Annotated in this window: 15 protein-coding genes; 10 read left to right on the top strand and 5 right to left on the bottom strand. The window is 60.9% G+C overall.

The annotated features are described in order from the left end of the window. Nucleotides 1-13 precede the first annotated feature (13 nt). A complete protein-coding gene (locus ACYZTX_RS16565) occupies nt 14-1861 on the top strand; it encodes a nitric oxide reductase activation protein NorD (RefSeq protein ID WP_462034966.1) in 1848 nt (615 codons plus the stop codon). A 191-nt stretch (nt 1862-2052) separates the two neighbouring features. Here ACYZTX_RS16565 and ACYZTX_RS16560 read toward each other — a convergent pair whose 3' ends face one another. Then, nucleotides 2053-2250 (bottom strand): protein DnrP, encoded by a 198-nt coding sequence (locus tag ACYZTX_RS16560; RefSeq protein ID WP_462034965.1) that lies wholly within the window; start codon nt 2248-2250, stop codon nt 2053-2055. Continuing rightward, complete coding sequence (locus tag ACYZTX_RS16555) at nt 2247-2930, bottom strand: Crp/Fnr family transcriptional regulator (protein WP_283184266.1); 684 nt, start codon at nt 2928-2930, stop codon at nt 2247-2249. The genes ACYZTX_RS16560 and ACYZTX_RS16555 overlap by 4 nt, the downstream gene beginning before the upstream one ends. A 482-nt stretch (nt 2931-3412) precedes the next feature. Between ACYZTX_RS16555 and ACYZTX_RS16550 the strand changes: the two genes are divergently transcribed. Together ACYZTX_RS16550 and ACYZTX_RS16545 are read left to right on the top strand one after the other, a co-directional pair. Next, a complete protein-coding gene (locus ACYZTX_RS16550; RefSeq protein ID WP_462034964.1) occupies nt 3413-4603 on the top strand; it encodes an NnrS family protein in 1191 nt (396 codons plus the stop codon). A gap of 28 nt (nt 4604-4631) precedes the next feature. Continuing rightward, nucleotides 4632-5069: a CopD family copper resistance protein gene (locus ACYZTX_RS16545; RefSeq protein ID WP_462034963.1), complete on the top strand. Its 438-nt coding sequence runs from the start codon at nt 4632-4634 to the stop codon at nt 5067-5069. 75 nt (nt 5070-5144) lie between these two features. Here ACYZTX_RS16545 and ytfE read toward each other — a convergent pair whose 3' ends face one another. After that, a complete protein-coding gene (gene ytfE, locus ACYZTX_RS16540) occupies nt 5145-5819 on the bottom strand; it encodes an iron-sulfur cluster repair protein YtfE (RefSeq protein ID WP_462034962.1) in 675 nt (224 codons plus the stop codon). A gap of 154 nt (nt 5820-5973) precedes the next feature. Here ytfE and norR point away from each other — a divergent pair, with 154 nt between their 5' ends. The 7 genes from norR (at nt 5974) to ubiT (ending at nt 12742) form a co-directional block, all read left to right on the top strand. Continuing rightward, nucleotides 5974-7503 carry a nitric oxide reductase transcriptional regulator NorR gene (gene norR, locus ACYZTX_RS16535; protein ID WP_462034961.1) on the top strand — a complete coding sequence of 510 codons (1530 nt, stop codon included), beginning with the start codon at nt 5974-5976 and terminating at the stop codon, nt 7501-7503. 88 nt (nt 7504-7591) lie between these two features. Continuing rightward, the gene (gene pdxH, locus ACYZTX_RS16530; protein ID WP_462034960.1) at nt 7592-8239 is read left to right on the top strand and encodes a pyridoxamine 5'-phosphate oxidase; all 648 of its coding nucleotides are present in this window, start codon (nt 7592-7594) and stop codon (nt 8237-8239) included. A 237-nt stretch (nt 8240-8476) separates the two neighbouring features. Next, nucleotides 8477-9031, top strand: a complete 555-nt coding sequence (gene moaB, locus ACYZTX_RS16525; RefSeq protein ID WP_462034959.1) for a molybdenum cofactor biosynthesis protein B — start codon at nt 8477-8479, stop codon at nt 9029-9031. After that, nucleotides 9028-10263, top strand: a complete 1236-nt coding sequence (locus tag ACYZTX_RS16520) for a molybdopterin molybdotransferase MoeA (RefSeq protein WP_462034958.1) — start codon at nt 9028-9030, stop codon at nt 10261-10263. The genes moaB and ACYZTX_RS16520 overlap by 4 nt, the downstream gene beginning before the upstream one ends. Nucleotides 10264-10381: 118 nt before the next feature. Beyond that, nucleotides 10382-11377, top strand: coding sequence for a ubiquinone anaerobic biosynthesis protein UbiU (gene ubiU / locus ACYZTX_RS16515; RefSeq protein WP_462034957.1), 996 nt, complete (start codon nt 10382-10384; stop codon nt 11375-11377). Nucleotides 11378-11387: 10 nt separating this feature from the next. After that, the gene (locus ACYZTX_RS16510; RefSeq protein ID WP_462034956.1) at nt 11388-12278 is read left to right on the top strand and encodes a U32 family peptidase; all 891 of its coding nucleotides are present in this window, start codon (nt 11388-11390) and stop codon (nt 12276-12278) included. Beyond that, entirely contained in the window at nt 12272-12742 is a 471-nt protein-coding gene (ubiT, locus tag ACYZTX_RS16505; protein WP_462034955.1) for a ubiquinone anaerobic biosynthesis accessory factor UbiT, read from the top strand. Before ACYZTX_RS16510 ends, ubiT begins: the two co-directional genes overlap by 7 nt. A gap of 110 nt (nt 12743-12852) precedes the next feature. Here ubiT and ACYZTX_RS16500 read toward each other — a convergent pair whose 3' ends face one another. Further along, entirely contained in the window at nt 12853-13263 is a 411-nt protein-coding gene (locus ACYZTX_RS16500) for a putative zinc-binding protein (RefSeq protein WP_462034954.1), read from the bottom strand. Nucleotides 13264-13284: 21 nt separating this feature from the next. Beyond that, nucleotides 13285-13959, bottom strand: coding sequence for a Crp/Fnr family transcriptional regulator (locus ACYZTX_RS16495; RefSeq protein ID WP_462034953.1), 675 nt, complete (start codon nt 13957-13959; stop codon nt 13285-13287). Nucleotides 13960-14029: the final 70 nt, after the last annotated feature.

Here is a 14029-nt window from a genome sequence, read left to right as displayed (position 1 = left end):
GAGGAAAAAAACCATGGCCTTTACCGTCGAACTGGAAGAGTGGGTCGGCAGTGTCTGGCATCGCTTTATCACCCGTCGCGCCAGCCCGGACTTTCCCGAGGCCCGGGTCGAACTGATCCACCAGCAGCGACCGCTGGCGCTGTTGTTTCGCGCCATGGGCGGCGCCAATGGCGTCGGCGTGGAAGCCGCCAGCGACCGCGATTTGCTGCTGCGGCGCAACGTGCTGCAGCAGATCGCCGGCACCTGCAAACAAGTACCGTTGGCCTGGTGCGACGAGAATAACCTTCGCCTGCCATCGAGCCTCGCGGTCTATCCGGATGCCGCGCTGAATCAAGAGCTGTATCGCTGGCTCGCGCTGCTGGCGGCCCAGGCCGGGCAGATGCGCCACTGGGGGCGAGATAATCAACGCTGGACACAAATGCTCTTGCAACGTTTTCCGGCTTTGCGTTCGCGCTACGAGCGACTGGTCGATGCTCATTTGCAATTGCGCCCGGATCCCGCCTCGTTGAGGGGTGGCGAAGCGGCGCTGGAGCGAGCATTGCGCCAGGCACTGCGCGATCCCGTTAGCGTCGAACATTTTCCCCGCAGCGAACGGGCGGCCTGGCCGCTGCCGCTGTGGTTGTATCCGCCGCTGCATCTGGCAAGCCCCCAGGCGGGGGATCTCGAAGAGTCGCAAGACTCGGAAGATCACCTGGCCACGCCTCCCGGCGAACAGAAAAGCGGACGCAAACGCGCCACGCGGATTGATGAAAGCACCAGCAAAGGAGGGCTGCTGGTGGTGCGTCTGGAGAACCTGTTCAGTTGGAGCGAACACGTCGATCTGGATCGCTGGTCGGACGACAGCGAAGACCCGGACGCCGCAAGGGTCGCCGACGACCTGGACGAGCTGACCCTGTCGCGCACCCGTCTGCGCAAGGGCGGCGGCCTCAAGCTGCACCTGGATTTGCCGCCCGCCGATGTCGACGATATTCCGCTTGGCGAGGGCATCAAGTTGCCGGAATGGGACTATCGCAAACAGCAGCTGCAGGACGCCTTCGTCAATCTGCAAATGATGGAGCCCCGCGACTGTGAGGCGCAGCCATTGCCGCCACGGCTCAAGGCCTCGGCGCACCGTCTGCGCCGCCAGTTCGAGCATCTGCGCAATGACCGTCAATGGTTACGCCAGCAACCTCAAGGGTCTGAACTGGACATGCAAGCCTGGCTGGATTTTCACGTTGAACGCGAGCATGGCCAATGTGCGGAACGAGGTCTGTTCATGGAACAACGACAGACACGCCGCGACCTGGCGTGCCTGTTGCTGGCCGACGTTTCGATGTCCACCGACGCCCACTTGAACGATGAGCATCGGGTGATTGATGTGATCCGCGACAGCTTGCTGCTGTTCGGTGAAACCCTGTCGGTGCTCGGCGATGATTTCGCCCTGTACGGGTTTTCTTCGCTGCGTCGTCATCAAGTACGCATGCAAGAACTCAAGTCCTTCACCCAGCGTTATGACGACAACACCCGAGGCCGCATTCAAGGGCTAAAACCGGGTTATTACACACGCATGGGCGCCGCCATTCGCCAGGCCACCCAACTGTTGGGCAAGAGCAAACGACGCAGCAAACTGTTGCTGCTGCTGACGGATGGCAAACCGAATGATCTGGATTTGTATGAGGGACGCTACGGTGTCGAAGATACCCGCGAGGCGGTGCTGGAGGCGCGGCGCCAAGGGCTGACGCCGTTCTGTATCACGATTGATCGCGAGGCTGGGGATTACCTGCCTTACATGTTCGGTGCCAATGGCTACACCTTGATCCGCCAGCCCGAGCAATTACCCCTGCGCTTGCCGCAGTTGTACCGTCAGTTGACCCAACCGTGATCGACACGGTCTCTGTAGCAGCTGACGAGCCTGCGAGGCTGCGTTCGGCTCGGGCCGCGTTCGGACGAAGCAGTCGTCAAACCAGTCGCCGCGGTGTGTCAGGTAAAAAGGGGACTCAGGATTTACGATTGCTGCGCAGCCCAACGCAGCCTCGCAGGCTCGGCAGCTGCTACAGGGGAAATGTGCGGGGATCAGATACTGCGTGGCAGCCAGAAAAACATCGCTAAGCAGAAGATCGTCAGGCCGATGCAGAACCACTTGAATCGGCGCAACCGACGTTGCGCCGCGTGCGCGGCCAATGCCGGCAGGGGCATGCCACATTGGCTGCATTCGGTTTCCTGTGAGGGGTTGGCGTGTTGGCAATACAAACAGACGGGCATGGCACTCACTCGAACTGTTCCAGGCGCAGACGGTCGAGAATGGCGATCTGGCGACCGTCCTGGGTGATGATGTTTTCATCGATCAGGCGACGAATGATCCGAGAAAAGGTTTCCGGCTGGATCGACAGATGCCCGGCAATCAGTTGCTTGGCCATCGGCAGTTCGAATTGGCTGTCAACGGTTTGCTGGCGCACCAACTGCGTCAGCAGATAGCGAACGACCCTGTGGGTGGCGTTTTTCAGTGACAGGGTTTCGATTTCGTTGACCCGTTGATGCAGGCGAACGCAGAGCTTGCCGAGCAGTGCAAACGTCAGTCGGCTATTACTCTGCAGCAGGCGCATGTAGGTGTTATTGGATAGCCGATAGAGCTGAGTGGGGCAGATCGCTTCGGCCGAGGCCACATAGTTCGGGGTGTCCATCAGCATCATCGCCTCGGCGAAGGTTTGCCGATCGCTGATCACCTCGAATACTTTTTCCTGCCCATCCGGTGTCAGGCGGTAGATTTTCACCGCCCCGGCAATCACAAAATAGAACGAGTCTGCCGGCTCGCCCTGGCGGAACAATGGTTCGCCTTTGTCGATGCTCAGCAAGTGGCTGGTACTCATCAATTCATCCAGCTGTTCTTCGTTTAACGGTTCGAACAAATGATGACTGCGCAGAATCTGGTGATGGACGCGATGAAGCACCATAAGAATTCATCCTGAAGGTTGAGAAGGGGGCTGCTATCAAGTCAGACGAGGCCTAGAGAGACGCCGCTGGCCAACGCCAGGACCGAGGTCAGCACCACAAACCAGGCCAGTGGCTGGATGACTTTTTTCATGACGGCTCCTGGGCATTTAGAGGGATCTAAATTTTCTGAGTTCAAAAAGCATGAGCAAGACACGGGCCATGCCTGGGGGCCTTTATTTATTGAAGGTGTCGGGCATAAGGGTTAAAAAGACCATGAGCGTTAGGGTTTAAATGACCATTAAAGGGTCATTTTTACCCTGAATGGAAGGCCTCTGTGGGGAGGAGAGCCTGCCCCGGCACAGCGCGGCAGCGGGGCACGCCCCTTGCACACTTGATCTGCGACAAAGGCAATTGATCGCTGATACCCGATGATTGACCCACGTATTGACCTCGACGCTTGCGGGTTAGCGCCAGGTCAGCAGCAAGGTAAAGGAGTGGCTTTATGCAAGTGCTTGACCGCCGTAAAGCGATGGCCATCGCGCCCCTGTTACGTTTGGCCTTTCGGCCATTTTTCCTCGCCGGCTGCCTGCTGGCCGTGCTGGCCATTCCGCTGTGGCTGGCCGCCTTCAGTGGTGCGCTTTCCGGCTGGCAGCCGGCCGGTGGCTGGCTGGGCTGGCATCGACATGAATTGTTGTTCGGGTTCGGGCTGGCGATCATCGCGGGTTTTCTGCTGACGGCCGTGCAAACCTGGACCGGTCGCCCCGGCATCAGCGGGCAACCGCTGGCCGCGCTGGCGTTGCTGTGGTTGTTGGCGCGCGTGGCCTGGTTGGTCAATGCACCGTGGCCGGTGCTTGCGGTGTTGGAATTGGCGTTCCCGCTGGCGGTGGCCGCGCTCATGGGTTTCACCTTGTGGAAGGTGCGGCAGAAACGTAACTACCCGATTGCAGTGGTGCTGCTGTTGTTAGCGGCGGCCGACGGCTTGTCCCTGTATGGACTGGTCGAAGGTCATGAAGGCTGGCAGCGTCAAGGCGTGCTGACCGGTCTCTGGCTGGTGGCGGCGATGATGGGGTTGATCGGTGGGCGAGTCATTCCGTTCTTCATCCAGCGCGGCCTCGGCAAGGTCGATGGCGTTGCCCCATGGCCTTGGCTGGATTGGCTGCTGCTGATTGGCTCTCCTCTTGTGGCGTTGTTGTATGCCGCCGGACCTGCACTTGACCCCAATCTCTGGGTGGGCCTGTTGTTCGCCGTGTTGGCCGCAGCGCATCTGGTGCGTCTGGTTCGCTGGCATGATCGCGCACTCTGGCGCGTGCCGTTGCTGTGGTCGTTGTACCTGGCGTATGGCTGGTTGGCGGTGGCCTGTCTCGGCATGGCGCTGTGGCATTTCGGCGTGCCGGTGAATCCGAGTCTGGCGGTGCATTGCCTGACGATAGGTGCCATGGGCGGCCTGGTGTTGGCGATGATCGCGCGGGTCAGCCTGGGCCACACCGGCCGAGCGCTGGAGCCACCGTCGGGCATGACCCTGGCGTTCATATTGCTCAACCTGGCGTGTCTGAGCCGGGTCGTGTTGATCTTGTTCTTTCCCCTGCCTGCGTTGTGGCTGGCCGGTGTGTGCTGGTCGCTGGCGTTTGCCCTGTACGCCTGGCGCTACGGGCCGATGCTGCTGCGGGCCCGGGTGGACGGTCATCCGGGATAAGCAAGCGAACTGATGGAGGCTGCCGGTGATGTATCCCTTTTTACTGGTCACCCACTTGTTGGCGGCGATTGCCTTCATCGGCACGCTGTTTTTCGAGGTGGTCATCTGGCATCACGCCCGCCAGCCGTTGGCGGCTACCGCGCAAACGACAGCGGATCAGGCCATTGCAGTGCGTTCGCGCAAGGTGCTGCATGGCGTGGTGTTGCTGTTGTATGGCGCCGGCATCAGCCTGGCGTGGCAACACCGTGGCGTATTGAGTCAGCCGCTGGCCAGTAGCTTTGGCACGTTGCTGAGTCTGAAAATCATCCTGGCCCTGAGCATCATCGGCCATTACTTCCTGCTGGCGTACTGGCTGAAAAGCGCACGACTGACCGCGACCCGTGCCAGCTGGATTCGCCGCAGCATCCTCGGGCACATGGTGTTGATCGTGATCCTGGCCAAGGCCATGTTCTATTGGCACGGTTGATCACACGCCGGCCCTGAAAGACAAAACCCGCGTCAACCGGTTGGCTGGCGCGGGCTGGGTGTGACCGGCAATCGATCAATGGCGAGGGTTCAGGGCGTTAATGAACAACACGTTGTTTTCCAGATGGATGTGTTGCATCAGGTCATCTCGAAACTCCAGCAGCCCACGATAAAGGGCACGCCAGGTGTTACAGGCATCGGCAGGCGAGGTGATGTTGTGGGTCAGCGCAAGCAGCCTTTCCAGCGCTTCGCCATGTTGATCATGTTCAAAACGCAGCACCTGGATCGGCGGTGCGGCCTGAGGGCCGATGCCCTGTTGCAGCATAGGGAAGAGCACTTGTTCTTCCTTGAGCATGTGGCCTTCGAGTTCTTGCTGAATGTCCGTCAGGAGATCGGCCAGGCCGTTGGGGCAGCTGCTGCGCGCACCGTGGACCTGCTCGACACGACGGGCCAGGCGGATCAGTTCCGGCAGTTGCTCGCGGTGGCGGGCGTGGTAGCGCGCCAGAAGGTGGGCGATCAACAGCTCCGAAGGTTCGTTGCGCCAGTCGTGTTGGGTTTCGCCAGTGTCTTGCAGCCTGTGCAGCGCATCGGCAATCAGGACCGGATCGAGCGCTTTGCCAAGGGCGGCTTCACGCAGGCTTTTATGCCCGCCACAACAGAAGTCCAGGTTGAAGGTGTGAAAAATCCGGGTGGCACCGGGAATGTCGCAGGCCAGTTGGCCGAGACTTTGTTCCAGTAAGGTCAGGCTCATCAGGGTTCCTTGTTTGGATTTCAACGGTTCCCCAGGCTTATTGCATCCGGCATGCCATACTTAACATATTGAAAAATATAGGTTAATTTTTAATTGTGGTGATCGGCACCCTGACGCTTTAGGGTTAATCCAACCATAGAGGGTAATTACTACCATGCTGCGTGAAAGCCTGGCCGCCGACCTGATCGTCGAGTTGCCCAATGCTGTGCGGTTGCAACGACTGGTCCAGACCCTGCGCGAGTACTTCAACAGTGGCGCTGTCGGATTGCTGCGTCTGGATGACGACAGCTTGAGGCCGGTCGCGACGGTGGGGCTGGTGCATGAAGCGTTGGGGCGCCGGTTCGTCATCGCCCAGCATCCGCGGCTGGCGGCGATCATGGCGTCGCGCGAACCGACCTGGTTCGAGCCCGACAGTCGCCTGCCGGACCCCTATGACGGCTTGCTCGACAGCCACGTCGGCGAACCGCTGCCGGTGCATGACTGCATGGGCGTGAGCCTGTATGTGGAGGGGCGGATCTGGGGCGCGATCACCCTTGATGCGCTGCACGCCGGGACGTTCGACAGCCGTGCGCGGGAAGAACTCAAGCGCTGCACCTTGCAGATCGAAGCCGCCGTGCGGGTGACCCGGCTCGAGCAGGAAAACCGCAGCCTGCGCTTGTCCCGCAGCGATATTCAAGACGTGCGAAGACCCGCTGATGAAGGCGAAATCCTCGGGCAGAGTGAGGTGCTGCATCAGTTGCTCAATGAACTGGACGTACTGGCCGACTCCGAGCTGCCGGTATTGCTGCTGGGCGAGACCGGCGTCGGCAAAGAGCTTTTCGCTAGGCGCTTGCATCGTCTCTCGCGCCGCAGTCATAAGCCTCTGGTGCAGGTCAACTGCGCCGCTTTGCCGGAGTCGCTGGCAGAGAGTGAATTGTTCGGTCATGTCAAAGGCGCCTTTTCCGGCGCCACCAGCGACCGTGCCGGACGTTTCGATGCCGCCAACGGTGGCACGCTGTTTCTCGATGAAGTCGGTGAATTGCCGTTGGCCGTGCAAGCGAAGCTGCTCCGCACTCTGCAGAACGGTGAGATCCAGCGCCTCGGCGCCGACAAGCCGTTGCATGTCGATGTGCGAATCATCGCCGCGACCAACCGGCACTTGCCGGACAGCATCCGCGACGGCTTGTTTCGGGCCGATCTGTATCACCGGCTCTCGGTGTATCCGGTGCCGATTCCGCCCCTGCGCGAGCGGGGCAACGATGTGTTGATGCTGGCCGGGCATTTCCTTGAACTCAATCGGGCGCGGCTCGGCCTGCGCGGCTTGCGTCTGTCGCCAGCGGCCGAGCGCTCGCTGCTGGCGTATAGCTGGCCGGGCAATGTACGGGAGCTGGAACATGTGATCAGTCGAGCCGCGTTGAAGCAGCTCAGTCGCGGAACGAGTCGCACCCTGATCATGACGCTGGAACCCGAAATTCTGGATCTCGACAGTGCCGTGGGCGGGCAGGGTGCGGTCGTCGAAAGTCCCCTTGACGTTACGGCTGATGAGCCGTTCCAGCCCTTGGGTGAAGCGGTTGACGATTACCAGCGCAAGAAAATTCTTCAGGCCTTGAGCCTGTCCGGGGAAAACTGGGCCAGCGCCGCGCGGATTCTGGAAGTCGATCCCAGCAACCTGCACAAGCTGGCTCGGCGTCTGCGTCTCAAATAAGGCTGGGTGTGCTCAGTGTTGATGGTGGTCAAGGTGGTCTTGCGCAGTGCATCGCACACTGGGCAGAACCTTTTTGGAGATCACCGTCATGCCCCTTTCCCTGGCACAAATGCGCCGTAACTACACCCTTTTTGGCCTGCAGGACGAGGCTGCGCTGGACGACCCGCTGGCGATGTTCCGGCAATGGCTGCAACTGGCCCGCGACCTCGAGTGCCCGCCTGCCGAAGCCAATAGCATGGTGTTGGCGACGGTCGACAGTGAAGGGCGCCCGCACTGCCGGGTCCTGCTGCTCAAGGGCTATAGCGATGAAGGCTTTACCTTTTTTGGCAATTACCAGAGTGACAAGGGCCTGCAACTGGCCGCTAACCCGAATGCGGCCATGACCTTTTTCTGGCCGGGGCTGGAGCGTCAGGTGCGTATTGAAGGCCAGGTGTCCAGGCTCGACCCGACGCTGTCGGATGCGTACTTCGATTCCCGCTCGCTGGACAGTCGCCTGGGCGCCTGGGCTTCACCGCAGAGCCAGCTGTTGGCCAATCGGGCCGCGCTTGGAACGCTGTTGAGGGAAACCACCCAACGCTTCGCCGGCAAGACCGTGCCGCGGCCCGAACATTGGGGCGGTTACTGTCTGCACCCTGAGCGACTGGAGTTCTGGCAAGGCCGCGCCGACCGCTTGCATGACCGACTCGATTACCGGTTGCGCAATGGTGTTTGGCAACACAACCGCTTGGCGCCTTGAGCAGAACGTGTAGCAATGAAGAACAGTGTGGGAGCGGGCTTGCTCGCGAATGCGGTGTGTCAGTCACCATTGATGTTGCCTGACACACCGCATTCGCGAGCAAGCCCGCTCCCACAGGTTTCGTGTGCTCCGCACATCTTCTTATGTCCCTGTAGAGGTACCTCCTTGGAGGAATAGGCTCACTGCGGATTCCGGTTCAGGCTTTGGGCCATACCTCATCTACGGGAAGGCTTGGATATGGCCCATCTGGCGCAACGCACGTTTGAACCCCTGAACATTGCCGTGCTGACCATCAGCGATACGCGCACCTTTGACACCGACACCTCGGGACAGACTCTGACGGATTTGCTGCAAACGGCCGGGCATATGTTGATCGATCGCGATCTGGTCAAGGACGACATTTATCAGATCCGCGCAAAGGTATCCCACTGGATTGCCGACCCCAAGGTGCAAGTAGTGTTGATGACCGGCGGCACCGGTTTCACCGCTCGCGACAACACGCCGCAAGCGGTGCTGCCGTTGCTGGACAAGCATGTGGAAGGCTTCGGCGAACTGTTCCGTCAGGTGTCCCTGGCGGAAATCGGCATGTCCAGCCTGCAATCCCGGGCATTGGCCGGGATGAGCAACGGCGTGCTGGTGTGCTGCGTTCCGGGTTCGCCGGGAGCGTGTCGAACCGCCTGGAACCAGATTCTGCTGGAACAACTGGACAGCCGCACCGGCCCGTGCAATTTCGCCCCGCATTTGAAACCGCAAGGGCAGCGGGTCATCGACGCCTGCGAGTCACGCTCATGACCGGTCGGGTGCGCGACCTCGGCCACCTGATGCCCGTGGACGAGGCCATCAGCCGTCTGCTGGAGCAGGCACCGCCGCCGCCCCTGATGCAAAAGATCGGTCTGGATCAAGCCTTGGGGCGGGTTCTGGCGTCAGACATTTATTCCCCGGTGAACTTGCCGGCCTGGGACAATAGTGCCATGGACGGTTATGCCCTCAGGGCCGCTGACCTGCCACCGGAAGGTGGCTATTTGTCGATTGGCGGGCGAATTGCGGCAGGAGATCCGGCGTGCTCGCCCTTGCTCGCGCAGCAGGCGGTGCAAATCTTTACCGGTGCGCCATTGCCACCGGGTGCCGACACGGTGGTGCCGCAAGAGCGTTGCCGAATCGAGGCCGAGCGCGTCTGGTTTCCGCCCGTAAGCATTGGCGATCACGTACGCAAGGAAGGCGAGGAAGTTCGTCGAGGCGATCTGTTGCTCAAGACCGGCAAGCGGCTGCGCGCGCAGGAAGTGGGGTTGCTGGCCGGCGCTGGCATCGCGCGGGTCGAGGTCTATCGACCCCTGCAGGTGTGCTTGCTCAGCAGCGGCAATGAACTGCGTGAGCCGGGCGATCCCTTGGCGCCGGGGCAGATTTACAACAGCAATCGTTACTGCCTCGGGGCGTTGTTAAGTGGTTGGGGCGTCGAGGTGCATGACTATGGCGTCATGGCTGATGAATTAGCCGCCAGCCGCCATGCCCTGAGCCTGGCGTCTTCGGAATGCGACCTGCTGTTGAGTTCCGGTGGCGTCTCGGTCGGTGAGGAAGATCACCTCAAACAGGCCATCGAGGAACTCGGCAGCCTGGATTTCTGGCGGCTGGCCATTCAGCCGGGTAAACCGCTGGCTTTTGGCGAAGTGGCCGGCAAACCCTGGATCGGCATGCCGGGCAATCCTTCAGCGGCGCTGATTACTGCGTTGGTGGTGGTGCGTCCGTTCCTGCTCAGGGCCCAAGGCGTCAGCGACGTGTTGCCGGTGCCCTTGGCCGTGCCCGCCGGGTTCGACTGGTTGCAGCGCAACAAGCGCCGGCAGTACCTGCGGGCACGACTGACGCCTGATGCTGACGGCCAGTTGAGCGTGGAACTGCACCCTCAGCAAAGCTCCGCGATGTTGAGCGCCGCGTGCTGGGCTGACGGGCTGGCGGTGATCGAGTGCGAGCAGCAAGTGCTCAAGCACGACAAGGTCATGTTCCTGTCCTTCGCTGACCTGATGCATTGATGGCAATTGATTGCCGTCAAGGCTGTGCCTGCCGGTCTCGCTAGACTGGCAGCGCCTTTTTCGATGGCTGCGCCACAGGCATCGAGGGTCGAGACGCGTTTTTCCATGAGGATTACCCATGCAACTGGTCTGCCCGGCAGGGAACCTGCCTGCGCTAAAAGCGGCGGTGCGCGAAGGCGCCGATGCCGTCTATGTCGGTTTTCGCGATGACACCAATGCCCGGCATTTCGCGGGGCTTAACATGGACGACAAACAGTTCGACGCCGCGGTCGCCCACATCCGCCAGCACCAACGAAAACTCTACGTCGCGGTCAACACGTACCCTCAACCCAAGGGCTGGGAACGCTGGCAGCGCGCGGTCGATCGGGCCGCCGATTTCGGCGTGGATGCGCTGATCGCCGCTGACCCCGGGGTGCTCAACTACGCCAGCCAGCGGCATCCGCAACTCGCGTTGCACCTGTCGGTCCAGGGCTCGGCAACCCATGCCGCAGCGCTGGAGTTTTATGCGCAGCGTTACGGGATTCGTCGCGCGGTGCTGCCACGGGTGTTGTCGTTGGCGCAAGTGCGCCAGGTCGCCGCGAGCAGCCCGGTGCCCATCGAAGTCTTTGGCTTCGGCAGCTTGTGCATCATGGCCGAAGGGCGTTGCCATCTGTCTTCCTACATCACCGGCGAGTCGCCAAACCTGTGCGGTGTGTGTTCGCCAGCCAAGGCGGTGCGCTGGAGCGACGACGCCGACGGCTTGAGCGCACGGCTCAGTGAAGTGCTGATCGACCGTTACACCCCCGAAGAACCCGCCGGTTACCCAACCCTGTGCAAAGGCCGCTTCCTGGTTGGCGGCAAACGTTTTCATGCACTGGAAGAACCCACCAGCCTCGACACGCTGGACTTACTGCCGGAATTGACCGCCATCGGCGTCGAAGCGGTGAAAATCGAAGGCCGCCAACGCAGCCCGGCCTATGTCGAACAAGTCACCCGTGTCTGGCGCGCGGCACTGGATGTCCACCGTGGCTCGCCGGGCAGTTTTCGGGTCAAGGATGAATGGCGTCGGGTGCTGGCCGGTTTATCCGAAGGCAGCCAGACCACCCTGGGTGCTTATCATCGATCATGGCAATGAGGGAGGCGACATGAAGCTCAGCCTGGGACCGGTCCTGTTTTATTGGGACAAAGAGCAACTCAGTCACTTTTACGCCGAGATGTCGGCCTTGCCCCTGGATGTGATTTATCTCGGGGAAACCGTGTGCTCGAAACGCCGGGCATTTTCACTCGATCAATGGCTGGGCCTGGGGCGCGAGTTGCAGGAATGCAGCCAGGCACAGTTGGTGCTCTCCAGCCTGACGTTGATCGAAGCGGCGTCCGAACTCTCCAGCCTGCGTCGGCTCTGCGACAACGGCCAGTTGTTGGTGGAAGCCAACGACATGGGCGCGGTGCAGTTCCTGGCCGAGCGCAAGTTGCCGTTCGTGGGCGGTCCGGCGCTGAATGTGTACAACGGTCATACGCTGGCGCAACTGCTGGACTGCGGGATGACCCGTTGGGTGCCGCCCGTGGAATGTTCGGCGGCGCTGATTGGCGATGTACTCGAACAGGTGCGCGAACTGGACCGTAAGGTTCCGCAAGTTGAAATCTTTGCCTACGGGCATTTGCCCTTGGCCTATTCCGCACGCTGCTTCACGGCCCGGGCGGAAAACCTGCCCAAGGACGACTGCCGGTTTTGCTGCCTCAACTACCCCGACGGCCTGGCACTGACCAGTCAGGAAGGGCAGGCGCTGTTTACCATTAACGGTATTCAGACGATGTCGGCCGAGGTGACCAATCTGCTGGCCGATTACGCCGGGTTGGTGGCTTGCGGTGCCGATGTGTTGCGTCTGAGCCCTCGCGCTCAGGGTATGGCAGAGGTCATTGCCGCCTATCAACGGGTTCGTCTGGGCGAGACACCGCCGCTGTTCGTTGACGGGTGCAATGGCTACTGGCATGGCCAGGCTGGCATGTTGCGCGTCGAGGAGGTCGGCCTGTGTTGAACCGAAAAAAATGGCTGTTGAAAGGCGCCGACCGGTTATTGCCGCTGGTACGCCGGGTGCCCTTTGCGGTGCAGCGCCTGGCGTTGCAGCAGGGGCTCAATCGCTGCCTCGCCGAGCCGTTGCGCGATGGCGAATTTGAAGTGTTACGTGGGCGTTGGTTGTGCCTGCGGATTCCGGATCTGGGTTTGTCCTGGTACCTGACGCTCAGCCGGGAGGGGTTGCGGATTGCCGAGCTCGCTCCGGCGGATGTGACCATCAGTGGCAACTGGCGAGAGTTTTTATTGCTGGCCAGCCGTCAGGAAGACCCGGACACGCTGTTCTTTCGCAGACGCCTGGTGATCGAGGGCGATACGGAGTTGGGGCTGGCACTGAAGAACCTGATCGACAGCCTTGATCCCGACGTGTTGCCGGTGTGGCTGTGGCGCAATCTGGAACGGGCCGGGAAGGGGTTGGCGGCGGGGTAACGATCAAAAGATCGCAGCCTTCGGCAGCTCCTACAGGTATTGCATACACCCGATAATTCGCGGCTGCCTGCGGTCGGTGTAGGAGCTGCCGAAGGCTGCGATCTTTTAGCTCAGACCACTGGCGAAGCGGCATAAACAGGTCGCTGTTCCTCCTGCCGACTATCACTGGCAATCAACTGCTTGATCTCTTCAAACAACTCATCACTCTGCGCCTGTGTGCAGTCCTCGCCATTGCGTTTGCGCAGCCCGTAATGGCTAAGAATCAGATGCACATCCGCATGCAGGCCATGTTGCTTCAGGCAGTTTTCGACGCATTCCAACGGGCAGCCGTCCAGCGCATAGATCCGTCGTCCGGAACGCGCCTTGTTGACCAGCGCCGTCACATGCCCGCCGACGCCGACGATGCAGGACATCTCGGCCAGCCCGCTGCGATCCAGTCGCACGGCCAGGGTATTGGCCAGTTGGGCAACGTTGGAGCAGCCTGAGCAGGCGTAAATCAGAGGCAAGCTTGAACGGGGCATGAGCACTCTCCATGTTTGCGTCTATTGGAATGTCGCGAGATCCTCTTCGGCGAGGATGCTGATGTTGCGTCGTTCCATGGCGATCAGGCCGCTGTCCACCAGGCGGTGCAAAATCCGCGAAAAGGTTTCCGGCTGAATACCAAGCTTCGAGGCCACCAGACGTTTGGACACCTGCAAGACAATCAAACCGCTGACCGGGTTGCGTTCCTGGAACAGAAAATTGATCACCCGACGGCTCGCGCTGGCCATGGTCAAGGTGTCGATGTCGCGCAGACGCAGGTGCAAGTGAACGCTCATGCTCGCGAGGATGGCCAGGCACACCTTCGGCTGGTCTTCGAGTGCATTGCGGTAATGGGTGCCCTCGATAGTCACCAGCACGCTGTCCTTCAGCGCCGTGGCGCTTACCGGGTAGAGGCGGGCCTGGCTGAACAGCAACGCTTCGGCAAAGGTCTGGCCGGGCTGAATGATCTCCACCAGGTTCTCCTGGCCTTCGCCGGTAAGCCGGTACAACTTGATCTGACCGCTGACCAGCAGGAAAAAGCGCTTGGCCGGATCCCCCTGGTGCATGAGTGTGCTGTGACAAGCCAGGCGCTTGAGCATCGCCAGGCCGCAGACTTCCTCGAAGACTTTCTCCGGCAGTTGGCTGAACAGGTGATGACGACGCAAGGTTAAAACGATGGAAGGATGGGTCAGCATGGCGTACCTCCGCTGACGGTCATAGTAAAGAGCGCCGGCCGGATGACCTATGCCTCTGCCGGCCTACCTC

This window comes from Pseudomonas sp. MDT1-17 (assembly GCF_054898105.1).
Note: the sequence above shows the minus strand (reverse complement) of the source record. Positions and strands in the feature narration are given on the sequence as shown.